This is a genomic window from Caulobacter sp. KR2-114, from assembly GCF_049446115.1.
Lineage (GTDB): Bacteria > Pseudomonadota > Alphaproteobacteria > Caulobacterales > Caulobacteraceae > Acaudatibacter.
In genome coordinates this window covers 108,514-129,524 of record NZ_JBMSEC010000005.1, presented here as the reverse complement: position 1 = coordinate 129,524, position 21,011 = coordinate 108,514, and the positions used below count along the sequence as shown (strand labels likewise).

The following is a 21,011-nucleotide window of genomic DNA, read 5'->3' as shown; positions in this document are numbered from 1 at the left end:
CGACCCGGGTGAAGAGCGCCCACCCGGGGTTTGGTTCCTGGCTCTTCGGCGAAACTTTCACGCAGACGCCCCGGCGCCGGCGCTTTGGGCGCCGGGTGACTTTTCCGGAACGCCTGTTGCGCGGAAAGGTTCTGACGATTAGGCGGGGCGAAACCCGCCGGACGCTTGCTCATGACCATCGAAGATATTCTCGCCCTGTCGCCGGTGATGCCCGTGGTGACCATCGCCGATGCCGCGCACGCCGTGCCGATGGCCCGCGCGCTTCTGGCCGGAGGGCTGAAGACGATCGAGATCACCCTGCGCACCCCGGCCGCGCTGGCGGCGGTGTCGGCAATCGCCCGCGACGTGCCCGACCTCGTGATCGGCGTCGGCACCGTGCTGACCGCGCACGACCTGAAGGCCGCCGCCGAGGCCGGCGCCGCCTTCGCCATCTCCCCCGGCTCGACGCCGGAGCTGATGGACGCCGCCCGCCATGGGCCGATCCCCTACCTGCCGGCGATCGCCACCGCGGGCGAGCTGATGGCCGGCCTGGACCGGGGCTACACCGCGTTCAAGTTCTTCCCGGCGGCGGCGGCCGGCGGCGTGGCGGCGCTGAAGGCGTTCGGCGGCCCGTTCCCCGGCGTGCGCTTCTGCCCCACCGGCGGCATCAGCCTGGCCACCGCCCCGGACTACCTGGCCCTCCCCAACGTGCTGTGCGTCGGCGGCTCCTGGATCGCGCCCGAGGCGGCCATCGAAGCCGGCGACACCGCCACCATCGAACGCCTCGCCCGCGAGGCGGCCGGCCTACGGCGGGGCTGAGGGGCTTCCGTCCCTGCGGAGAGGTTCGCCCGCTTTCGGCCGGTGGCCACGGCGGGCCGCCGCGACAAGGTTCAAGCGCCAGAGGCGGCCGGGGTGAACTGCTTCCAGTGGCCCTCCGAGATCACCTCGACCGCGCCGTCCACCACCTGGATGGCGGTGTCGTCGCAGATGGCATAGGCGGGATTGGTCAGGCCGGCCGCCCAGCGTTCCGCGTCGGCCAGGGTGTTCTCCGGCAGGGCCGGGTGGTCCAGGTGCGGAAAGATCGAGAAATCGACCCAACCCAGCGCGCCGTCGCCGCCGCCGGGCGGCTGCCAGCCGACGAAGTCCTGGCCGATGCGCGGGGTCATCACCATGCTGCCGGCGCTCAGCCCGGCCCAGACCAGGTCGGGCAATGTCGGCAACAGCGCCGCCAGCCCCGACAGCCGCATCCAGTGGTTCAGGTAGAGGGCGTCGCCCCCGTTGACGAGCAGGACGTCCGCCTCCCGGACCCAGGGGATCCAGCGGTCCTCGCCGATGCTCGGCAGGGCGGTCAGCTCCAGCACGCCCAGCGACTTCCAGCCCAGCTCGCACATGGGCGTGGAGGCCTTGCCGGTGATGAACCGGTAGGCCCCGCCGGGACTGCCCTGAGGGTGCCCGTACCCCGCCGTGGGAATGCACAGGGCGTTGCACGCGGCGATCGGCCTGCCGAGCAGGCCAACCAGCGCCCTCTCGATGCTGGGGTTCTTGATACCGGCGGATGTGAGCAGCAGCTTCATGATGTCTTCCGGCAGATTGCGTCGCGCGGTTCGGTCGTGGCCGGGTCGTCAGGGACTACGGACCGGCTCCTTCGTCGTCGCCTCTGACGGCGCTGGCGACGGTCGAAAGATCGCGCCCGGCACGGAAAGCCGTCAAGCAGCTCGCCGAGCCTTGCTGTCGTGGAAGACCTCTGAACGGCGGCGTAGGCTGCGGGCATGCGCCACGTCATCACGCTCATCGCGCCGACCGAGGACGCCGACGCCGTTGCGGCGGTCATGGCGAGGCATGGCCGGGCAGCGGCCGCATCGAGAACCCGTCGGTGCGCAAGGTGCTACGCGAGGCCGATCAACAATACCGCCACGCGCGGACACTGCGATTGCGGCGCCGTGCTTGCGCCGCGCCATGACACGGTCGACTCCTTCGAGGAGAAGCTGGCGAAGGACGCGGCGCGCATGAGGTGGAAAGGCCGGTCGGAGGCGAACGTCGCCCGCGCCATCGACGACCACTGCCGGGCGTTGGCCTTGGGCCCGGCCGTGACATCGTCCAGGGATTGAGCATGCCCAACGAACAATTGGCCTGGGTCGCTGCGCTGGGGGGTCCGGCCAGGCTGGAGTTCCTCATCAACGTCCTGTGGGAAGTTACCCTCAGCGGCCGCGGGACCTACGAACCCGGAACCCGCAGAGTCTCAAATCCGGAGCGTCTCAGGGCGCTGAATGAGCTTGCCCATCGCGTCGCGAGCCAAACACGGGAGCTGGTGGCCGGCGCGCCCCGCTACCCCGATGACGTGTTTGCCGGAATAGTCCTCGAACACTGCCAGAACGCAGGCCTGGACGCGGGCGGGCTGCGGCGCCGTGCTCTTGAACCGCTTGCCTGATCTTCCATGAGGCCCCCGGAGGCCAGCCCTGCCGTCCGCCCACCAGCCTTCCTCGGCGACGGGTGATCCGTGACCCACCGACAGCCCGTTCGCATCTCAGTCCTGAGGTTGCCGGCTGCCTGCCGCGCAGGCGCTGACGCCGAAGGCGAAGTCGCCGAACCTGCCGCTGCGGGGATCGTAGGTGACGGCAAAACCCTCCGCGTCGTCGCAAAGGCTGGCGCCCAGCGCGCTGTACAGGCCGTCAACGATGATGATGGGCGGGCCGCCGGCGCTCGTCCTGCAAAAGGCGAGCGTATAGGCGTCCAGGCGACGGCTGTGCGCCCAGCCCGGCCGGCTGGCTCTCGCTTGCCAGGTCCGGGCCAGCGATCGGGCGATGCGGCGAGCCTCGGACTGGCTCAGCCTGGCGTCGCCGGTCGCGTTCGTGTCGGCGCAGTTCAGCTGACCTGGGGAAAGCGCCGGCCGCGCAGGCTCAGCGAGCGAAGCATTCGGACCGACCGCCGCGATGGCGAGCACGGCGCCCATGATTTTCACTGCGCGCATCCGATCCTCACCCACCCTGAGTGACGTTGGCATGCGCGCGGGCATTCCTGAAGCCCCGTTTCGTGGCGGCGCGCGGGGTCTTGGGGGCACGATATCTCTCCCCGGGTGCAGGGGGGCGGCGCGGGGGTGCAGCTATCATGTCCCCGAATTCCAGATTCCAGATCCCACACGTGGCGGAGCGACCCCAGGCGCCGCTCCCGGCTGCCCAGAAGCCGGTCGGCGAAAATCTCGCCCACATCCCCCTTGCGCCTGACGCATCTTCGATATATCTAACAATCCGATATATCTAGAAACAGTCAGAAAGGACTGCACTTTGGGTTTCCATCATCACCATCATCGTCACGGCCGCCGCGAGGCGTTCGGTCCGCGCGAGTTCGGCTTTCACGGCCGCGGCTTCGGCGGCCGGCATGGCCGGCGGGGCGAGCGGATCTTCGACCAGGGCGACCTGCGCTTCGTGATCCTGCGCCTGGTCGGCGAACAGCCGCGGCACGGCTACGAGATCATCAAGGCCATCGAGGAAAAGGTCGGCGGCGCCTACAGCCCCAGCCCGGGCGTGGTCTATCCGACCCTGACCCTGCTGGAGGAACTGGGCTACGTCACGGTCGAGGCGGCGGGCGGCAACAAGCGCCTGTACTCCATCACCGCCGAGGGCCAGGCCGCGCTCGAGGAGCAGAAGCCGGCCGTGGACGCCATCTTCCGCCGCATGCAGGACGTGCACGCCCGCTTCGACGGCCCGTCGCCGCGCATCGCCCGGGCGATGGAGAACCTGGGCCGCGCCATCGGCCTGCGGATGTCCTCCGGCCCCGTCGCCCCCGAGCAGCTCGACGCCCTGGTCGCCGCCATCGACGAGGCTGCCGGCAAGGTCGAGCGCGCCTGATCCCGCCAGGGCCCGGACACAAGGCCGGGCCCGACGACCCTGACGCAGGGGCGCCTTCAATTTCCCGGACGGCCCTATAGGGTGGGGCCAAGGGGCGAACAACGAACGGCCTGTCGTCGACGACGCGGAGCCGCGCCCAGCGCCCGGGAGATGACCAGCAGTGACCGAAGCCTTGCCTGAAGCCGACCTCGTCGCCGTGCGCCCCGAGGCCGACAATCCCGAGGCGAGGCTATCAAGGGGAGCGCTGGCCTGGTCGCTGTTCGAAGGCGCCCGCGACCCCTACGTGATCCTGATCACCATCTACATCTTCATGCCCTACGTGGCCGCCGCCGTGGTCGGCGATCCGGTGAGGGGGCAGGAGGTGATCAGCCGCTGGAGCCAGTACGCGGGCTGGGCGACCATGCTCACCTCGCCCTTCCTCGGGGCCTCCATCGACCAGATGGGCCGGCGCAAGACCTGGCTGGCCCTGTCGGTCGCGCTGATGGTCCCGATGATGTTCGCCCTGTGGTGGACCAAGGCCGACCACTCCGGCCTGACCGTCACCGCCACCCTGCTGCTGACCACCCTGATCGGCCTGCTGTTCTCGTACAGCGAGGTGCTGCACAACTCGCTGCTGGTGCGCGCGGCGGGCCTGGGCGGGGCGCACAAGGCGTCCAGCCTGGCGCTGGCCTCGGGCAACTTCTTCGCCCTGCTGGCCCTGGGCTTCACCGCCTGGGCCTTCGCCCTGCCGGGCAAGGTGGACTGGGCCTGGGTGCCGCACAGCCCGCTGTTCGGCCTGGATCCGGCGAAGCACGAGCCGGAGCGGATCGTCGCGCCGATCTCGGCGGTGCTGCTGGCGGTGGGAACCCTCCCGCTGCTGCTGTTCACCCCCGACGCCAAGCCCACCGGCACGCCGGTGCTGAAGGCCTTCGCCGACGGGGCCAGGTCGCTGTGGACCATGCTGCGCACCGTGCGCAACCACCGCGACGCGGCGGTCTTCCTGCTGGCGCGCATGTTCTACGTCGACGGCATGACCGCGGTGCTGATCTACGCCGGGGTTTACGCCACCGGGGTGATGCACTGGCACGCGCTGGAGATGCTGATCTACGGCATCATCCTGACGGTGCTGGCGGTGTGCGGCGGCCTGGCGGCCCGGTTCCTGGACGGCGGCCTAGGCCCCAAGCGCGCCGTGCAGCTGGAGATCTTCATGTCGCTGCTGGGCATCGTCGCCATCCTGGGGATGGGGCCCAACCGCATCTTCTTCATGCCCTACGACAGCGCCGCGCACGCGCCGCTGTGGAACGGCCCGTTCTTCCGTACCCTGCCGGAGGTGGTGTTCATCCTGATCGGCTTTTCCAACGCCGTGTTCATCACCGCCCACTACGCCTCCAGCCGCACCCTGCTGACCCGCCTGACCCCGCCCGAGCAGACCGGGGCGTTCTTCGGCGCCTACGCCGTGTCGGGCACGGCCACGGTGTGGCTGGGCTCGTTCCTGGTGAACCAGGGCACGCGCATCTTCCACAGCCAGCAGGGAGGCTTCGGCACCATCTCGATCCTGCTGGCGATCGGCTTCGTCGGCCTGCTGTTCGTGCGTGGCGACGGACGGCAGAAGGCCGCCGTATGAGCCTGGACGGCGCCGTCCCCTGGGACGACCGGGGGCTGACCCTCGGCGATGGCCTGTTCGAGACCCTGCTGGCGCGGGGCGGCCAGCTGGTCGCCTTCGAGGCGCACCTGGCGCGGCTGGTCGCCGGCTGCGGCGTGCTGGGCCTGCCCGCGCCGGAGGCCGCCGCCGCCCGGCAGGCCTGCGAGGCCGCACTGGCCGAGGCCGGTCTGGGCGCCGCGCGGGCCGCCGTGCGGCTGACGCTCACCGCCGGCTCAGGCGGGCGGGGGCTGGACCGGCCCCCGTCGCTCGCCCCGCGCCTGTTCGCCACGGCGGCCGCCGCGCCGCGGCCGGCGACGCCCGCCCGCCTGGCCATCGCCGCCACCCGGCGCAACGACGCCTCGCCCGCCGCGCGGCTGAAGACCCTGGCCTACCTCGACAACATCCTCGCCCGGCGCGAGGCCCAGGCTGCCGGCGCCGACGAGGCGGTGATGCTGAACACCCGCGGCGAGGTCGCCTGCGCGGCCGTGGCCAACCTGATCTGGCGCCGCGACGGGCGGCTGTTCACGCCGGCGCTGGGCTGCGGGGTGCTGGACGGGATCGTGCGGCGCGGGCTGCTGGCGGCCGCTCGGGACGCGGGCGAAGCGATCGCCGAGGTCGCCGTGGGTCGCGCGGCGCTGGATGCGGCGGACGCCATCGTCCTGACCAACAGCCTGGTCGGCGTTCGCCCGGTGGACGCGCTGGACGGCCGGGCGCTGCAGTCCGGCGAACTGGCCGAGACGCTCGCCCGCCTCGTGGAACCGCTGATCCAGGGGGCGTCGGCCGACCCCGACCGCCTCAGCAGTCCGAGCAGGTGACCGTGTCGGAGAGGCGGGGCCGCAGATAGTAGGTGCTGTTCAGCGGCACGGCGCTGTGGAAGATGTAGCCCACCGGCGAGGTGTAGGAATACTGCACCTCGGACATGATCACGCTGGTATTGGCCGAGATCACGCTGCTGGGCACGGTGATGGTCGCCTTCTTGGTGTAGGGCGTCAGGCCGCTGCCTTCGCTCCAGCTCACCGTGGTGGCGCCCTTGGCGTCGGCGACGACGCTGGTGACCCGCATCTTCAGGCTGCTGGTCGAGAAGGGCGACAGGATGGTCTGGCCGACCGTCCACAGGTCCGTGAAGTTCGCCGCCTGCACCGACGTGCCCTGCGCCACCAGGTCGCCGATGGTCGAGGCCGCGTGCGCCGTGCGCCGCTGCGCCAGCAGCGCCTGGGTCAGCTCGGCGACGCCGAAGTACATGGTGATCAGCACCGGGCCGATGAAGGCGAACTCGATCGCCGCCAGGCCGGCGGTGTCGCGGAGGAAGCGCCTCAGCATGGAAGGTTTGCGCATGGCCTCAAGGGGCTCCGCAGTTGCCGGTATTGCCCCAGTTCTCGTTGCGGAACGCGGAGGCGAAGGTGATGAGCTTCTGGTTGCTGCCGAGGTCGGGCAGGCCGGGCGTGAACGCCGGCGCCACCAGGGTGAAGGGATAGTAGACCCGCACCAGCACGATCGAGCAGTTGGTTCCGGCGTTGAACTGCAGCTGGGTCTGGTCGATCGCGCCGTTCTTCACCGGTGGCGTGTTGGTGATCGTGCCGAAGCTGCCGAACGTGCGAACGTCCACCGACAGGTTGTTGGTGCAGTCCGCCGACGACAGCCAGGACATGTTGTTGCAGACCAGGCTCTTGAAACCGGCGGCGGTGTTGGTGCCGCCGTTCTGGATCTGGCCGGTGCGGATCTGCCGCGCCGCGGTCACCGTCGCGGACTCGATCGTGGTCGAGGCCATGAACAGCGTGCCCAGCTGCAGGATGCCGAACAGCAGCATGAAGAAGGGCAGGGCGATGAGGGAGAATTCCACCGCCGTGGCGCCGCGCTCGGCGCGCGCAAAGCGGCGCAGCGTCGTCAGCAGCCTGAATTGTCCGGCGTTGGTCACGCGCGCAGCGCCCTCTTCGCTCACCCCATCGGGCGGCAGACTAGCGCCTTACGCCTAACCGACGCTTAAGGGGTGGGGGTGGCGGCGGCCGAATTTTGCGCCCCGGCCGCGGGCTCGCCGCCCGAGCGCTCGCACTTGCCAGCGCAGGCGTAGCTGCTGGCCTCGGCGCCGCGATAGACGGTCACCCGGTTCTGCTCGGGGGCGGAGACGATCATCTGCCGCTGCAGGATCTCGCGGCCCAGCGGATCGGTGACCACCAGGTTGGTCACCCCGTAGGCCTTGCCGGTGAGCAGCAGGTGGTGGTCGTCAAGGATCGCCACGTCCACCAGGGCCGGGTTGCCGACGATCACGTCCTTGGCCGGACGCGAGATGGTCAGGCGTTGGGCCTGGTCGATGGTGACCGACAGGGCCTGGGCCCAGGAAACGCCGGGAACGAGGGCCGCGCCGGGCAGGGCGACGGCGATCAGGGCGAGGGCGGCGAGACGGCGCATGGGCGAATCCGAAAAAATCAGGTGACCCCAGGCTCGGCCCGAATGGTCAACAAAGGCTGAACGCTCCCTCGCGTACGCGCGCGCATCGATTCAAGGTTCCTCGACCTTCCGGAGGTATTTTGGTCGCATGGTTAATCAAAGCTAATAGTAAATTCCAGTAAACCAAAGAAAAAATCCGGCCTATACTGTGATGTTTACTGGCCATTAAGCGCCGTGGACGAAAGTGTGCTCGTGTTCGGGGGCAAGCGGGCCTGAAGTGGCTTGATCCCTCAAAAGCCTGCTTGCAAATCAAGGAGATCAAGCAATGTCCAAGTTTGTCACGCGCTTCATGAAGGATGAATCGGGCGCCACGGCCATCGAATACGGCCTGATCGTCGCCCTCATCGCGGTGGTGATCATCACCGCCGTCACCACGGTCGGCACCCAGCTGAGCGCCAAGTTCACCGCGGTGGGCACGACCATCGGCGGCACCCGCTGATCCCAGCGGTCCAGCGAGACTGATGGAGGAGGCCGCGGCGCCCGCCGCGGCCTCCTTCTGCTTTTGGCCGGTTAATAGGATTTCACCACTAAACTTCACCTACCCTTAAATCGACCAGGCCATACTCGCTATGTATCGGGGCGGGGGCGCTTCGTGGAGGCTGTGCCCTTTGCTCGTCTTCTGGAGCAAACACTCATGTCGAAGTTTCTCAAGCAGTTCGTCCATGATGAATCGGGCGCGACCGCCATCGAATACGGTCTGATCGTCGCCCTGATCGCCGTGGTGATCATCACCGCCGTGACCACGGTCGGCACGCAACTGAGCGCCCAGTTCACCTCGGTGGGCAACACCATCGGCGGCACCCGCTGATCACAACGTCCTGGCGGCCGCAACGCGGCCGGCAGCGATATTCCAGGAGGCCACGGTTCACGCCGTGGCCTCTCTGCGTTCGGGCCCTGGTCCAGGCGGTCCGCGACGGCCGGCGAAACCTTTGATTCACCGCCTTTCGCGCATCCTGGCGATCCGCTTCGCGCCGCCGGCGCCCCGCCGCAACGCCCCAGGAACCGCCATGTCCGCCGACGTCCTTCGTTCCCTGATGCTCGTGGTCTTCGCCGGGCTGGTGGTGATCGCGGCGATCCGGGACCTGACAACCTACACCATCCCCAACTGGATCTCCCTGGCCCTGGCCGCGGCCTTCGCGCCGGCGGCGCTGGCGGCGGGCGAGACCTGGCCCGCCATCGGCCTGTCGCTGCTGGTGGGCGTGGGCATGCTGGCGGTCGGCATCGTCATGTTCGCCCTGCGCTGGATCGGCGGCGGGGACGCCAAGCTGATGGCGGCCGCCTCGATGTGGCTGGGGGTCCAGGGCCTGATCCCGTTCGTGCTCTACACCGGCCTCGCCGGCGGCGCCCTGGCGCTGATGCTGCTGGCCGTGCGCTCGGCGTGGCTGCGGCCGTTCGCCGCCGTCGGCCCGGGCTGGGTCGACCGCCTCGCCACGCCGGGCGGCGCGACCCCTTATGGCGTGGCCATCGCGGTGGGCGCCCTGGGGGCCTTTCCGCTTGGCGCGCTGATGAGCGGCGCCCACGCCGGGTTCTGAATCCGCCGAGGGTTTAGGTCCACGTTAACCATGGACCGCCCACTCTCGCTACGCGCCAGAAGGGTTGCGACTCGAATCGTCAAGGGATGACGCCTGAACCTCGGCGCCGCCCCCACAGCAATCCTGCGTGCGGGAGCCGCGCCAGACCGATGAACCCTGTTCGAATTGCGATCCTGGTCGTTGCGGCGATCGCCGCCGTGATGGTCGCCCTGCTGCTGCGAAACGTCAGCGCCAAACCCAAGGCGCCGCCACCGACCGTGGTGATGCAGCAGCCCAAGTTCACCACCCGCGTGCTGGTCGCCTCGCACGACCTGCCGGTGGGCGTGCGGCTGGGCTCCCAGGACATGACCTGGCAGCCCTGGCCGACGGACTCCATCAACGGCGCCTACATCACCGACGGGGTGAAGGCTGCGCCCAAGCCCGCCGGCGTCGCCGGCGCGGCGCATGACGCCCAGATCGCCGCCAAGGACGTGATCGACGGCGGCGGCGCGGCGATGCAGTCGCTGCAGGGCGCCGTGGTGCGCTCCGACATCGCCAAGGGCGAGCCGATCGTGGCGGGCAAGCTCGTGCGCGCCGGCGACGGTGGCTACATGTCCGTGGTGCTGAAGCCCGGCATGCGCGCCATGGCCGTGCCGGTCAGCGCCGAGACCGGCGCCGGCGGCTTCATCCAGCCGGGCGACCGGGTGGACGTGATGCAGTCGTTCACCGACCAGAATCACAAGGGGCCCGGCAACGGCGTCGTCGACCAGATCGTGGTCTCCAACGCGCGCGTGCTGGCGGTGGACCAGAGCACCGAGCCGCCGAAGAACGGCCGCTCCGCCGTGGCCGCCACCATCACCCTCGAAGTCCCCGCGGACGCCGCGCCGCTGATCACCGAGGCCAAGACGCGCGGCTCCATCATGCTGGCCCTGCGCTCCTACGCCGACATGGCCGGCGGCCCGGGCCACGCCAGCGTGGCCGGCGCCACCCCGGGCATGCGTCTGATCAAGGGCGGCCAGATCACGGAAGTGGCGGTGTCGCGATGAAGGTTTCGCTGATGACCCTGATGTCCGGCCTGGCCAAGGCCGCCCTGCCGCTGGCCCTGCTGGCCGCCGCGCCCGCCGTCGCCGGCCAGGCCGAGACCGCCACGGCGGCCGGCCCCGGCGCCGCCTATGCCCCCGCCAGCGTGCGGGTCGATCTCAGCGCCGGCGCGACGTCGCAGTCGCTCGCCCTGCCGGCCGGCAAGTCGGCCCTGATCGACCTGCCGGTGGACGCCCGCGACGTGCTCGTCACCCGCCCTGGCGTCGCCGACGTGCTGCTGCGCAGCCCCCGGCGCATCTCGGTGCTGGGCGTCAAGGAAGGCACCACCGACGCGATCTTCTTCGACGGCGCCGGGCGCCGCATCCTGTCGCTGGACATCCGCGTCGACATCGACGGCAGCGCCGTGGCGGCCATGATCAACAAGGTGATCCCCGGCTCGCACGTCCACGTGGATGGCATGAACGGCTCGCTGGTGCTCAGCGGCGAGGTCGCCTCCACCGGCGACGCCGACAAGGCCGTGCAGCTGGCCCGGGCCGCCGTCGACAAGCCGGAGAAGGTGATCAGCATGATCAACATCGCCGGCAAGGACCAGGTGATGCTGAAGGTGCGCATCGTCGAGATGCAGCGCAACGTCATCAAGCAGCTCGGCTTCAACCTGTCGGCCCTGTACGGCCAGACAGGCCTGGCGCAGTACGTGTTCAGCCATGCGCCCACCTACGGGGTGAACGGCTCGCTGCTCGGCGGCGCCACCGGCGGCTACCAGCTGGACACCACCAAGCAGCCCGAGTTGCAGGTGCCGTGCATGGTCGGCCTGACCGGCACCTGCATGCAGGTGGTGCACGGGCCGGGCAGCGGCATCGCCAACTGGGACACGGCCACGACCCAGACCACCTCCGGCAGCCCCGGCCTCAACCAGGCCAACGCCATGGTTCAGGCTTTCGAGCGGGTGGGCCTGGTGCGCACCCTGGCCGAGCCGAACCTGACCGCCGTGTCCGGCGAGTCCGCCAAGTTCCTGGCCGGCGGCGAATTCCCCGTGCCCACGGGCCAGGACAACACCGGCAAGGTCACCATCGACTTCAAGCCGTTCGGCGTCGGCCTGGGCTTCACCCCGGTGGTGCTCTCGGCCGGCCGCATCTCGCTGAAGATCTCAACCGAGGTGTCGGAGCTGTCCAACGAGGGTTCGTTCTCGCTGGGCGCCGGCTCCAGCACAAGCGGCGGGACGACGACCCAGAACGTGGTGGTGGTGCCGTCGCTGACGGTGCGCCGGGCCGAGACGGTGGTGGAGCTGCCGTCGGGCGGCTCGATGATGATCGCCGGCCTGCTGCAGGACAAGACCAAGCAGGACCTCGACTCCGAGCCGGGTCTGATGAACCTGCCGGTGCTGGGCGCCCTGTTCCGCTCGCGCGATTACCAGGCCGGCCAGACCGAGCTGGTGGTGATCGTCACCCCGTATCTGGTGAACCCGGCCAGCCCCGCCGACCTGGCGACGCCGGCCGACGGCCTGCAGATCGCCAACGACATCGACACCGTCCTGCTGGGGCGCATCAACAAGGCCTCGAAGCGCTCGCCGGACGCCACGGCCGGCCACAGCTACCAGGGCCCCTACGGCTACGTCGTGGAATGAGAAGGACCATGCCGATGATCAGACTCTCGCTCATTCTTCTCGCCAGCCTGTCCCTGGCCGCGTGCGCCACGGACGACGAGGCCACCAGCCACAAGGCCGAGAACGCCCTGACGCCGACCGAACGCTTCGCCATCGAGGTGCGCGAGCACCCGGAGGAGCTGAAGCTGGCGGCCCACGTCCAGGGCCTGTCGCCCAACCAGACCGCGGCGCTGAACGTGTTCATCGACCACTGGAACAGCGTCAACGGCGGCGACGTGCTGGTAAAGACCCCGTCCAACGCCGGCGACCCGCAGGCGATCTATCGGGCGACCATCGACACCAAGGACTACCTGCTGGCGCACGGCGTCTCGCCGGAGCGGGTGCGGGTGGTCAGCTACGACGGCGGCGGCGACCACGCCGCGCCGATCGTGGTGGGCTACGCCGCCTATGTCGCCAAGGGTCCCAAGTGCGGCCAGGACTGGGAAAACCTGACGGCGACCAAGGACAACCGCGAATACAACAACTTCGGCTGCGCGGTGACCGCCAACCTGGCCGCCGAGATCGCCAATCCCGCCGACCTGCTGGCGCCGCGCGCCATGGATCCGGCCGATGCCGGCCGCCGCCAGACCGTGCTCGACCACTACCGGAAGGGCGAAGCCACCTCGACCGCCAAGGACGACCAAGCCAATGGCGCTGTTTCCACTGCGGTTCACTAAGGCCAGTCATGCAGCCCAAGTCAGCTGAATCCGATCCGTTCGATCTCGAATTCGACGCCGACGACGAGTTCGCCGCGCCGAGCAACCTCGACGACGCCTGGCGCGAGACGCCGATCGAACGATCCGCGGGCGCGCCGCATCCGGATCCCTTCGCCGGCCTGAGCGGCCAGCGGGGGGGGCTCGGCCTGGGCGGCGGGGCCGCATCCGGCGCCGCACCGGCGTTTGGCGACGACGCCTGGCGCGAGCAGGATGTCGACGCGCCCCCGATCGCCGCGCCGCACCCCGACCCGTTCGCCGGCCTCGCCACGCCGCCGGAGCCGGCGGCCGATCCCTTCGCCGACCTGCCCCCGGCCACGCCCCGTGCGCGCCAGGACGTCCCGGCCGTGGAGGACGATGACGTCCTGACCGTGGCCGAGCCGGCGCCGGTCGCGCCGGCCAGCGCGCCCAGCGACTTCATCAGCGCCGCCCCCTCCGCCCTCGGCGAACCGGTGGTGCCGCGTATCACCATCCACGCCTTCTGCGAGGCGCCCGAGACCGGCGACATGATCCGCGGCGCCGCGGGCGACCGCCGCATGGAGCGCGCGTCCACCGTGGTGCGTCCCGGCGGCCTGACGGCCGCGGCCGAGTTCTACCAGAACCAGCCCACGCCCTCGCTGGTGATCGTCGAGAGCAGCGATCCGGCCAACCGCATGCTGGCCCTGCTGGACCGGCTGGCCGAGGTCTGCGACCCCGGCACCAAGGTGATCGTCATCGGCCAGGCCAACGACATCGCCCTCTACCGCGAACTGATGCGGCGCGGGGTGAGCGAGTACCTGGTGCCGCCGCTGCGCACCCTGCAGCTGATCGCCGCCGTAACCACCCTCTACGCCGACCCCAGCGCGCCCTTCGTCGGCCGCCAGATGGCGTTCTGCTCGGCCAAGGGCGGCGCGGGGGCCTCGACCCTGGCGCACAACGTGGCGCACGAGATCTCCGAGCGGATGCAGGCGGGCACGGTGATCGTCGACCTGGACCTGGCCTTCGGCACCGCCGGGCTGAACTTCAACCACGATCCGCTGCAGGGCATTCTCGACGCCCTGACCCAGCCCGACCGCCTGGACCCGGTGCTGATGGACCGGATGATGGTCAAGCACACCGACCATCTGAGCCTGTTCGCCGCGCCGGCGACGCTGGACCAGGACTATGCGATCGACGCCGAGATCTTCGAGCATGTGATCGAGAAAATCCGCGCGGCCTCGCCCTATGTGATCCTCGACCTGCCGCACGCCTGGACGGTGTGGAAGCGGCGCATGCTGCTGACCGCCGACGACCTGGTGATCGTCGCCGAACCCGACCTGGCCTCGCTGCGCAACGCCAAGAACATGCTGGACCTGGTCAAGTCCGCCCGTCCCAACGACGCCCCGCCCAAGGTGGTGCTGAACAAGGTGGGTCTGCCGGGCCGCCCGGAAATCCCGGTGAAGGACTTCGGCGAGGCCCTGGGCGTGCAGCCCGTGCTCGCCATCGGCTTCGACGCCAAGGCGTTCGGCCAGGCCGCCAACAACGGCCAGATGATCAGCGAGGTCGCCGCCAAGACCAAGGCGGCGGAATCCATCGACCAGCTCACCCGGCTGATGCTCAACCAGCGCGAGGCCCCGGCCGCGGCGCCGGCCAAGAGCTCGCTGCTGTCCTCCCTCCCGTCCCTCCTGAAGCGGAAGTAACGCGACGTGTTCGGCAAGCGCGGGCCAGATTCACCCCAGGCAAAGCAGGCGCCGCCCCCGGCGCCGGCCGGCGGCGCGACCATCGCCACGCGTCCGCAGCGCGTGGAGCCCGGCGCGGCGCCTGCGCCGGCCGGTCCCGCGCCGGCCGCCAGCAAGCCCGCGCCCAAGGCCACGCCCGGCTTCGAACAGCTCAGCGCCGCCCAGGGACAGGCTCCGGCCACTGAGATCGTCCGCGAGCAGAGCGACTACTATCACGCCACCAAGACCACGATCTTCAACGCCCTCCTGAACACCATCGACCTGGCCCAGCTGGCGCAGCTGGACGCCAAGTCGGCGGCCGAGGAGATCCGCGACATCGTCGCCGAGCTGGTGGCGATCAAGAACGTCACCATGTCGGTGGCCGAGCAGGACCACCTGGTCCAGGACATCATCAACGACGTCCTCGGCTACGGCCCGCTGGAGCCGCTGCTGGCCCGCGACGACATCGCCGACATCATGGTCAACGGCGCCAACCGGGTGTTCATCGAAGTCGGCGGCAAGGTGCAGCTGACCAACGTCCGTTTCCGCGACAACGGCCAGCTGATGAACATCTGCCAGCGGATCGTCAGCCAGGTTGGCCGCCGGGTCGACGAAAGCTCGCCGATCTGCGACGCCCGCCTGCCCGACGGCAGCCGCGTGAACGTCATCTCGGCCCCCCTGGCCCTGGACGGCCCGACCCTGACCATCCGGAAATTCCGGAAGGACAAGCTGACCATGAAGAACCTGGTCGAGTATAACTCGATCAGTCCGGAAGGCGCGCGGGTGCTGGGCGTGATCGGCGCCTCGCGCTGCAACATCGTCATCTCCGGCGGTACGGGCTCGGGCAAGACCACCCTGCTCAACACCCTGACCGCCTTCATCGACCCCACCGAACGGGTGATCACCTGCGAGGACGCGGCCGAACTGCAGCTGCAGCAGCCACACGTGGTGCGTCTTGAGACGCGACCCCCCAATCTTGAGGGAACAGGCGCCATCTCGATGCGCGACCTGGTCAAGAACTGCCTGCGGATGCGTCCCGAGCGGATCATCGTCGGCGAAGTGCGCGGCCCGGAGGCGTTCGACCTGCTGCAGGCCATGAACACCGGCCACGACGGCTCGATGGGAACGCTGCACGCCAACTCCCCGCGCGAGGCCATCAGCCGTCTGGAATCGATGATCACCATGGGCGGCTACGGCCTGCCGTCGAAGACCATCCGCGAGATGATCGTCGGCTCGGTCGACGTGATCATCCAGGCCGCGCGCCTGCGCGACGGTTCGCGGCGCATCACCCATGTCACCGAGGTGGTGGGCCTGGAAGGCGACGTGATCGTGACCCAGGACCTGTTCGTCTACGAGATCACCGGCGAGGACGAGCACGGCCGCGTGCTGGGCCGTCACCGCTCCACCGGCATCGCCCGCCCCCGGTTCTGGGACCGCGCCCGCTACTACGGCCTGGAGCGTGAGCTGGCCGAGGCGCTGGATGCGGCGGAGTAGGGCGCGATGCTGATCATTATCGGCGCGATCCTGGGCTTCATCGCGGTGGTCGGCGTCGGCTTCGCCCTGACCGCCGCGACCCCCGGCCAGGCCAAGACCACCAAGCGCGTGCAGGCGATCGCCCGCGCGCCCACCAACCGCGAGGTCCGCGCCCGCGCCGCCCGCGCCGCCGCCAACACGCCGGATGCGCGCCGCAAGGCCATCGTCAAGACCCTGAAAGACCAGGAGAAGCAGGCCAAGAAGGCCCAGCTGACCTTGTCCAACAAGCTGCTGCAGGCCGGCCTGACCATGACGCCGGGCTTCTACTACGGCATCTGCGCCGGTCTCGGCGTGACGGTGATGCTGCTCGTGGTCGTGCTGCGCCAGCCGATCTGGGCGGCGCCCGTGCTGGGCGCGGCGATCGGCGTCGGCCTGCCGCGCTGGATCGTCAACTTCCTGGCCAACGGCCGCATCAAGAAGTTCACCAGCGCCTTTTCCGACGCCATGGACATCATCGTGCGCGGCATCAAGTCGGGCCTGCCGGTGCACGACTGCCTGAAGATCATCGGCCGCGAGACCCCCCAGCCCCTGGCCGGGGAATTCCAGCGGCTGATGGAAAGCATCGGCATGGGCATGAGCTTCGATCAGGCCCTGGAGAAGATGTACGACCGCATGCCGACGCCCGAGCTGCGGTTCTTCTCCATCGTCATGAACGTGCAGCAGAAGACCGGCGGCAACCTCGCCGAGGCCCTGGGCAACCTGTCGACGGTGCTGCGGGCGCGCAAGCTGATGCGCGAGAAGATCAAGGCGCTGTCGTCGGAAGCGACCGCGTCGGCGATGATCATCGGCTGCCTGCCCCCGGGCGTGGTGGTGCTGATCTCCGTCACCCAGCCGGGCTACATGTTCCCGATGTTCCACGACCCGCGCGGCCAGCTGATGATGCTGGGCGGCGTGACCTGGATGTCGATGGGCATCTTCGTCATGCGCCGCATGATCAACTTCAAGTTCTGAGGCCCGGCCATGGACAAGGATCTCGCCGCAGTCCTCACCAATCCCGACAACCTGTTCACCGCCTTCGTGTTCGTCGTGGCCTTCGCCACCATCATCACCGTCGCCACGCCCTACATGCGCGGCGGCGGCCTGGAATCGCGGCTGAAGTCGGTGGCCAACCGGCGCGAGGAGCTGCGCCGCAAGTCGCGCGAGGCGCTGGCGGCCGCCAAGCCGGGCTCCACGCTGCGCCACACCGACGAGGGGGTCTACAAGCGGGTCGTCGACCAGCTGCAGCTGTCGCGCCTGCTGGAGGACACCGGGGTCCAGGACAAGCTTGCCCAGGCCGGCCTCAGAGGGCCCAGCGCCATCAGCCGGTTCTACTTCTTCCGCTTCGTGATGCCCTTCATCCTGGGCGCGGCGGCGACCTTCTACCTGTTCGTGATCAACGACTTCCACCTGCCGACGCTGCAGCGGCTGACGCTGTGCATGGGCTTCGTGGTGATCGGCTACTACGCGCCGAACCTGTACATCTCCAACATGGCCCAGAAGCGCCGGGACTCCATCGTCCAGGCCTTCCCCGACTCCCTCGACCTGCTGCTGATCTGTGTCGAATCGGGCATGTCCATCGAGGCGGCGATCCAGAAGGTCGGCCAGGAAGTCGGCTCGACCTCCATCGAGCTGGCGGAGGAACTGACCCTGCTCACCGCCGAGCTCAGCTACCTGCCGGAGCGGCGGCTGGCCTATGAGGGCCTGGCCAAGCGGACCAACCACCCGGGCATCAAGTCTGTGGTCACCGCCATGATCCAGGCCGAACGCTACGGCACGCCGCTGGGCGCCGCCCTGCGGGTGATGGCCAAGGAAAACCGCGAGCTGCGCCTCGCCGCCGCCGAGAAGAAGGCCGCGGCCCTGCCGGCGCAGCTGACGGTGCCGATGATCCTGTTCTTCCTGCCGGTGCTGTTCGTGGTCATCCTGGGCCCGGCCATCATCCGCATCCAGGACCAGATGGCGCACCACTAGAGCGGGACTCGTTCACACGGAAGCGTAGCCGGCGTTAACGAGGTAGTTGCTGCACTCTTTGGCGGTGAAGCGGTCGAGGAGCGCGCCAGCGCTTCGCCAGGTCTCCTCGACGGTGCGGGGCTGCGCCTTTCGCATGAGGTGTTTGAGCTTGGAGAAGACCTGCTCGATGGGGTTCAGGTCGGGGCTGTAGGGCGGCAGGAAGATGAGGTGAGCGCCGACGGCGCGGATCGCGGCGCGGGCTTTTCGGCTTTTGTGGCTGCCGAGGTTGTCCATCACCACGACGTCGCCGGGCGAGAGCGCCGGAACGAGGACCTCGCGGAGGTAGAGCAGGAAGAGCTCGCCGTTGATCGGGCCGTCGATCACGAAGGGCGCGTCGATCCGGTCGCTGCGCAGGGCCGCGACGAAGGTCAGGGTCTTCCACTTGCCGTGTGGAGCGTAGCCCTTCAGGCGCTTGCCCCGCAGGCTCCAGCCCCGCAGGGGAGCCATGTTGGTCTTGATCCAGGTTTCGTCGATGAAGACCAGACGAGAGGGATCAACGCTCTTCTGGTGCGTTCTCCAGCGGGCCCGGCGACGGGCTACGTCGGGTCGGAGCTGTTCTTCGGCGAAGGCGCTCTTTTTTTAAAAGTCAGCTCCTGCTCCCGCACGAAGATCCACACCGCCCGCGGCGTCGTCTTGATCCCGCGCTCCGCCAGCTCCGCTGTCAGACCCCGTAGCGTGAACGGCCCCGACGCGATCCGCTCCTCCAGCCACCTCGCCAGATCGCCGCTCAGCGTCCGCGGCTTGCGGCCCCCGATCGCATCCGGCTTCAGCGATCCCGTCTCACGCTCACGGCGCGCCCACTTCGATATGCACGAGGGCGCCACCTGCAGCGCCGCCGCAATCTCGCGATGCGTCTCGCCCGCAGCCCGGCGCGCCATCGCCCGCGCCCGAAGATCCATCGAGTAAGGAGCCGTCATCCCAGCTGGCCTCCCCCAGCAGCCAGGGTGAATCAGCTCTCCGCTGATTTGGGAACCCCGATTCCGCCAGAAAGGAACCCGCTCTAGCTAGGGCCGGCGCTGCGGTTCTCATATCTAAACCACGAACCACACGAACCCTGCCCCTGAAGCCCGCTCACCGGTCCTGTCGAAGCCGGGGCAAGACTCGCCTCGGGCTGGATGTTCGGTGCTCAGCTGGGGCGAAGCCCCGCCCTTCGCCCACTTCGGACCCGTTGGTGTGGTTCGTGGTTCAAGTCCAAGAGGGCATCAGCCCTTGCCCGCGTCGCGCAGTTTCCGTCGGCCGCCCAGCGCCTCCGGTCGGTTGAGGGCCTTGCGGAATTCGTCGCGCTTCTCGTGGATCGAGGCGATCACCAGGCCCATCGGCACGCCGATGTCGACCAGGGTCGCTTCGGACAGCTGCAGCGAAGCCTCCACCGTTTCCGGCACCGCGTCGGTGGCGCCCAGGTCGTACAGCCGGCGGGCGTGGCGGGCGTCGCGGGCGCGCACCACCAGGGTCAGGTCCGGGCGCAGGCCCCGGGCGGCGGCGGTGACCGCCTCGGCCACCTCCGGCGCGTCCATGGTGCAGACCAGGGCGCGGGCCTGCTCCAGCCCCAGCTTGTGCAGGAGTTCAGGGCGACTGGCGTCGCCGAAATAGACGTCGCGCCCGTCGTGGCGGGCGCCGTCCACGAGCCGCATGTCGCGCTCGACCGCCAGCCAGGGAATCTCGTGCCGATCCAGCATCTCGGCCACCAGCCGGCCGACCCGGCCGAAGCCGACGATCAGCACCCGCGCCGCGCCGTCGGGCGCCGGCGGGGCCGCAGCCTCGCTCGCCGCCGGGCGATGGGTCGCGCCCAGCCGCGCGCCCAGCGCGGTCAGCACCGGCGAGACGAACATGGTCAGGGTGGCGGCCACCAGCATCGCCGCGCCCAGGCCGGCCGGCACGACGCCCGCGCCCAGGGCCTGGTTCAGGATCACGAAGGCGAACTCGCCGCCGGCCGCCAGGGCCAGGCCCGTCTCCAGCGCGGCCGGCGTCTTAAGACCGAACAGCCGCGCCAGGCCGGTGACGGCGACCGCCTTGAGCGCGATCAGCCCGGCGGCCGCGCCCAGCACCAGGGCCGGCTGGCGGGCCAGCACGCCGAGGTCCAGGTTGATGCCCAGCGAGACGAAGAACAGGCCCAGCAGCAGGCCCTTGAACGGCTCGATGATCACCTCGACCTCGTGCCGGAACTCGGTCTCGGCCAGCAGCAGGCCGGCGACGAAGGCGCCCAGGGCCATCGACAGGCCGGAGATCGCCGAGATCAGCCCCGCGCCGATCACCACCAGCAGGCAGGCGGCCATGAACAGCTCGCTGCTCTTGGCCCGCGCCACCGACTTCAGCAGCGGTCGCAGCGCCAGCCGGCCGATCGCCACCAGGGCGGCCAGGCCGACGGCGGACGGGGCGAACGCCAGCAGCAGGTGGCGCACGTCGGTGGCCGCGCCGCTGGACGCCAGGCTCAGGGTGACCAGCATCGGCGCCACAGCCAGGTCCTGGAATAGCAGCACGGCGAAGATCGCCCGCCCGCCCTCGCCATGCTGGCGGCGCTGCTCGACCAGGGCCGGCATCACCAGGGCAGTGGACGACAGGGCCAGCGCCGCGCCCAGCACCAGCGCCGCCGGCCACGACGCGCCCAGGGCGTACGCCGCCGCCGCCGCCAGCCCCAGGCATGTCAGCACCTGGGCGCCGCCCAGGCCGAACACCAGCCGCCGCATCAGCCTCAAGCGCTCCCACGACAGCTCAAGCCCGATCATGAACAGCAGGAACACCACGCCCAGCTCGGCGATCTCGGCGATCTCGCCCGGCCTGGAGACGGTCAGGTAGGCCAGCCAGGGGACGGTCCCGGTGAAGGCGCCCAAGCCGCTGGGGCCCAGCGCCACGCCGGCCAGCATGAAGCCCAGGATCGGGCTCAGCTTCAGCCGCTTGAACAGCGGCACCACCACCCCGGCGGTGGCCAGGAACAGGACGACGTCCTTGTAGCTGTCGGTGTGAACGGGTGCGGCCATGCGCCTATATGCCGGCAAGCCTCGCGGCAGGGATAGGGCGGCGG

The 21,011-nt window shown here is 69.7% G+C and carries 23 protein-coding genes; 16 read left to right on the top strand and 7 right to left on the bottom strand.

Features of this window, described 5'->3' with window-relative positions; translation table 11 throughout:
* Nucleotides 1-171: 171 nt before the first annotated feature.
* Nucleotides 172-798, top strand: coding sequence for a bifunctional 4-hydroxy-2-oxoglutarate aldolase/2-dehydro-3-deoxy-phosphogluconate aldolase (eda, locus tag ACO2Q3_RS18280; protein ID WP_423309156.1), 627 nt, complete (start codon nt 172-174; stop codon nt 796-798).
* 71 nt (nt 799-869) lie between these two features.
* Here the strand turns inward: eda and ACO2Q3_RS18275 are convergent, their stop codons facing one another.
* The gene (locus ACO2Q3_RS18275) at nt 870-1,553 is read right to left on the bottom strand and encodes a Type 1 glutamine amidotransferase-like domain-containing protein (protein ID WP_423309154.1); all 684 of its coding nucleotides are present in this window, start codon (nt 1,551-1,553) and stop codon (nt 870-872) included.
* Between the two features lie 195 nt (nt 1,554-1,748).
* On the opposite strand from ACO2Q3_RS18275, the gene ACO2Q3_RS18270 reads away from it, so the two are divergent.
* Nucleotides 1,749-2,087, top strand: coding sequence for a hypothetical protein (locus ACO2Q3_RS18270; protein WP_423309152.1), 339 nt, complete (start codon nt 1,749-1,751; stop codon nt 2,085-2,087).
* A gap of 2 nt (nt 2,088-2,089) precedes the next feature.
* Nucleotides 2,090-2,407, top strand: a complete 318-nt coding sequence (locus tag ACO2Q3_RS18265) for a hypothetical protein (protein ID WP_423309150.1) — start codon at nt 2,090-2,092, stop codon at nt 2,405-2,407.
* Nucleotides 2,408-2,503: 96 nt separating this feature from the next.
* On the opposite strand, the gene ACO2Q3_RS18260 is transcribed toward ACO2Q3_RS18265, so the two are convergent.
* Nucleotides 2,504-2,947 (bottom strand): hypothetical protein, encoded by a 444-nt coding sequence (locus ACO2Q3_RS18260; protein WP_423309148.1) that lies wholly within the window; start codon nt 2,945-2,947, stop codon nt 2,504-2,506.
* A gap of 313 nt (nt 2,948-3,260) precedes the next feature.
* Here ACO2Q3_RS18260 and ACO2Q3_RS18255 point away from each other — a divergent pair, with 313 nt between their 5' ends.
* The 3 genes from ACO2Q3_RS18255 (at nt 3,261) to ACO2Q3_RS18245 (ending at nt 6,260) form a co-directional block, all read left to right on the top strand.
* On the top strand, nt 3,261-3,824 hold the full coding sequence (locus tag ACO2Q3_RS18255; protein WP_423309146.1) for a PadR family transcriptional regulator: 564 nt from the start codon (nt 3,261-3,263) through the stop codon (nt 3,822-3,824).
* 160 nt (nt 3,825-3,984) lie between these two features.
* Nucleotides 3,985-5,427: an MFS transporter gene (locus tag ACO2Q3_RS18250; protein ID WP_423309144.1), complete on the top strand. Its 1,443-nt coding sequence runs from the start codon at nt 3,985-3,987 to the stop codon at nt 5,425-5,427.
* A complete protein-coding gene (locus ACO2Q3_RS18245) occupies nt 5,424-6,260 on the top strand; it encodes an aminotransferase class IV (RefSeq protein WP_423309142.1) in 837 nt (278 codons plus the stop codon). The genes ACO2Q3_RS18250 and ACO2Q3_RS18245 overlap by 4 nt, the downstream gene beginning before the upstream one ends.
* Here ACO2Q3_RS18245 and ACO2Q3_RS18240 read toward each other — a convergent pair.
* The 3 genes from ACO2Q3_RS18240 to ACO2Q3_RS18230 all read right to left on the bottom strand — a co-directional run bounded on the left by ACO2Q3_RS18240 (nt 6,241) and on the right by ACO2Q3_RS18230 (nt 7,851).
* A complete protein-coding gene (locus tag ACO2Q3_RS18240) occupies nt 6,241-6,780 on the bottom strand; it encodes a TadE/TadG family type IV pilus assembly protein (protein ID WP_423309140.1) in 540 nt (179 codons plus the stop codon). The genes ACO2Q3_RS18245 and ACO2Q3_RS18240 overlap by 20 nt on opposite strands.
* A 4-nt stretch (nt 6,781-6,784) precedes the next feature.
* Nucleotides 6,785-7,360, bottom strand: a complete 576-nt coding sequence (locus ACO2Q3_RS18235; RefSeq protein WP_423309138.1) for a TadE/TadG family type IV pilus assembly protein — start codon at nt 7,358-7,360, stop codon at nt 6,785-6,787.
* Between the two features lie 65 nt (nt 7,361-7,425).
* Nucleotides 7,426-7,851: a pilus assembly protein N-terminal domain-containing protein gene (locus ACO2Q3_RS18230; RefSeq protein ID WP_423309136.1), complete on the bottom strand. Its 426-nt coding sequence runs from the start codon at nt 7,849-7,851 to the stop codon at nt 7,426-7,428.
* A 304-nt stretch (nt 7,852-8,155) separates the two neighbouring features.
* Between ACO2Q3_RS18230 and ACO2Q3_RS18225 the strand changes: the two genes are divergently transcribed.
* The 10 genes from ACO2Q3_RS18225 to ACO2Q3_RS18180 all read left to right on the top strand — a co-directional run bounded on the left by ACO2Q3_RS18225 (nt 8,156) and on the right by ACO2Q3_RS18180 (nt 17,953).
* Nucleotides 8,156-8,329: a Flp family type IVb pilin gene (locus tag ACO2Q3_RS18225; RefSeq protein WP_423309134.1), complete on the top strand. Its 174-nt coding sequence runs from the start codon at nt 8,156-8,158 to the stop codon at nt 8,327-8,329.
* 195 nt (nt 8,330-8,524) lie between these two features.
* Nucleotides 8,525-8,698 carry a Flp family type IVb pilin gene (locus ACO2Q3_RS18220; protein ID WP_423309132.1) on the top strand — a complete coding sequence of 58 codons (174 nt, stop codon included), beginning with the start codon at nt 8,525-8,527 and terminating at the stop codon, nt 8,696-8,698.
* 199 nt (nt 8,699-8,897) lie between these two features.
* A complete protein-coding gene (locus tag ACO2Q3_RS18215) occupies nt 8,898-9,422 on the top strand; it encodes an A24 family peptidase (protein ID WP_423309130.1) in 525 nt (174 codons plus the stop codon).
* Between the two features lie 149 nt (nt 9,423-9,571).
* The gene (cpaB, locus tag ACO2Q3_RS18210) at nt 9,572-10,447 is read left to right on the top strand and encodes a Flp pilus assembly protein CpaB (RefSeq protein WP_423309128.1); all 876 of its coding nucleotides are present in this window, start codon (nt 9,572-9,574) and stop codon (nt 10,445-10,447) included.
* Nucleotides 10,444-12,066, top strand: a complete 1,623-nt coding sequence (locus ACO2Q3_RS18205) for a type II and III secretion system protein family protein (RefSeq protein WP_423309126.1) — start codon at nt 10,444-10,446, stop codon at nt 12,064-12,066. The genes cpaB and ACO2Q3_RS18205 overlap by 4 nt, the downstream gene beginning before the upstream one ends.
* A gap of 8 nt (nt 12,067-12,074) precedes the next feature.
* Nucleotides 12,075-12,761: a CpaD family pilus assembly protein gene (locus ACO2Q3_RS18200; protein WP_423309124.1), complete on the top strand. Its 687-nt coding sequence runs from the start codon at nt 12,075-12,077 to the stop codon at nt 12,759-12,761.
* Between the two features lie 8 nt (nt 12,762-12,769).
* Nucleotides 12,770-14,455, top strand: coding sequence for an AAA family ATPase (locus tag ACO2Q3_RS18195; RefSeq protein ID WP_423309122.1), 1,686 nt, complete (start codon nt 12,770-12,772; stop codon nt 14,453-14,455).
* 6 nt (nt 14,456-14,461) lie between these two features.
* Nucleotides 14,462-15,967: a CpaF family protein gene (locus tag ACO2Q3_RS18190; protein ID WP_423309120.1), complete on the top strand. Its 1,506-nt coding sequence runs from the start codon at nt 14,462-14,464 to the stop codon at nt 15,965-15,967.
* A gap of 6 nt (nt 15,968-15,973) precedes the next feature.
* On the top strand, nt 15,974-16,957 hold the full coding sequence (locus ACO2Q3_RS18185) for a type II secretion system F family protein (RefSeq protein ID WP_423309118.1): 984 nt from the start codon (nt 15,974-15,976) through the stop codon (nt 16,955-16,957).
* Between the two features lie 9 nt (nt 16,958-16,966).
* Complete coding sequence (locus tag ACO2Q3_RS18180) at nt 16,967-17,953, top strand: type II secretion system F family protein (RefSeq protein ID WP_423309116.1); 987 nt, start codon at nt 16,967-16,969, stop codon at nt 17,951-17,953.
* A gap of 12 nt (nt 17,954-17,965) precedes the next feature.
* Here the strand turns inward: ACO2Q3_RS18180 and ACO2Q3_RS18175 are convergent.
* Nucleotides 17,966-18,909 (bottom strand): IS630 family transposase gene (locus tag ACO2Q3_RS18175; RefSeq protein ID WP_423305467.1). Its coding sequence is split into 2 segments (ribosomal slippage): nt 17,966-18,571 and nt 18,574-18,909, totalling 942 coding nucleotides; the frame shifts between segments, so codons are not numbered across the junction.
* Between the two features lie 285 nt (nt 18,910-19,194).
* Complete coding sequence (locus ACO2Q3_RS18170; protein WP_423309114.1) at nt 19,195-20,967, bottom strand: cation:proton antiporter; 1,773 nt, start codon at nt 20,965-20,967, stop codon at nt 19,195-19,197.
* Nucleotides 20,968-21,011 lie beyond the last annotated feature (44 nt).

What these genes read in the sequence shown, in the direction of transcription:
- ACO2Q3_RS18185 (WP_423309118.1), top strand. Translation starts at nt 15,974, where the DNA reads ATGCTGATCATTATCGGCGCGATCCTGGGCTTCATCGCGGTGGTCGGC.
- ACO2Q3_RS18215 (WP_423309130.1), top strand. Translation starts at nt 8,898, where the DNA reads ATGTCCGCCGACGTCCTTCGTTCCCTGATGCTCGTGGTCTTCGCCGGG.
- ACO2Q3_RS18245 (WP_423309142.1), top strand. Translation starts at nt 5,424, where the DNA reads ATGAGCCTGGACGGCGCCGTCCCCTGGGACGACCGGGGGCTGACCCTC.
- ACO2Q3_RS18220 (WP_423309132.1), top strand. Translation starts at nt 8,525, where the DNA reads ATGTCGAAGTTTCTCAAGCAGTTCGTCCATGATGAATCGGGCGCGACC.
- ACO2Q3_RS18180 (WP_423309116.1), top strand. Translation starts at nt 16,967, where the DNA reads ATGGACAAGGATCTCGCCGCAGTCCTCACCAATCCCGACAACCTGTTC.
- ACO2Q3_RS18225 (WP_423309134.1), top strand. Translation starts at nt 8,156, where the DNA reads ATGTCCAAGTTTGTCACGCGCTTCATGAAGGATGAATCGGGCGCCACG.
- ACO2Q3_RS18275 (WP_423309154.1), bottom strand. Translation starts at nt 1,553, where the DNA reads ATGAAGCTGCTGCTCACATCCGCCGGTATCAAGAACCCCAGCATCGAG.
- ACO2Q3_RS18200 (WP_423309124.1), top strand. Translation starts at nt 12,075, where the DNA reads ATGCCGATGATCAGACTCTCGCTCATTCTTCTCGCCAGCCTGTCCCTG.
- ACO2Q3_RS18260 (WP_423309148.1), bottom strand. Translation starts at nt 2,947, where the DNA reads ATGCGCGCAGTGAAAATCATGGGCGCCGTGCTCGCCATCGCGGCGGTC.
- ACO2Q3_RS18195 (WP_423309122.1), top strand. Translation starts at nt 12,770, where the DNA reads ATGCAGCCCAAGTCAGCTGAATCCGATCCGTTCGATCTCGAATTCGAC.
- eda (WP_423309156.1), top strand. Translation starts at nt 172, where the DNA reads ATGACCATCGAAGATATTCTCGCCCTGTCGCCGGTGATGCCCGTGGTG.
- ACO2Q3_RS18240 (WP_423309140.1), bottom strand. Translation starts at nt 6,780, where the DNA reads ATGCGCAAACCTTCCATGCTGAGGCGCTTCCTCCGCGACACCGCCGGC.
- ACO2Q3_RS18205 (WP_423309126.1), top strand. Translation starts at nt 10,444, where the DNA reads ATGAAGGTTTCGCTGATGACCCTGATGTCCGGCCTGGCCAAGGCCGCC.
- ACO2Q3_RS18265 (WP_423309150.1), top strand. Translation starts at nt 2,090, where the DNA reads ATGCCCAACGAACAATTGGCCTGGGTCGCTGCGCTGGGGGGTCCGGCC.
- ACO2Q3_RS18230 (WP_423309136.1), bottom strand. Translation starts at nt 7,851, where the DNA reads ATGCGCCGTCTCGCCGCCCTCGCCCTGATCGCCGTCGCCCTGCCCGGC.
- cpaB (WP_423309128.1), top strand. Translation starts at nt 9,572, where the DNA reads ATGAACCCTGTTCGAATTGCGATCCTGGTCGTTGCGGCGATCGCCGCC.
- ACO2Q3_RS18270 (WP_423309152.1), top strand. Translation starts at nt 1,749, where the DNA reads ATGCGCCACGTCATCACGCTCATCGCGCCGACCGAGGACGCCGACGCC.
- ACO2Q3_RS18170 (WP_423309114.1), bottom strand. Translation starts at nt 20,967, where the DNA reads ATGGCCGCACCCGTTCACACCGACAGCTACAAGGACGTCGTCCTGTTC.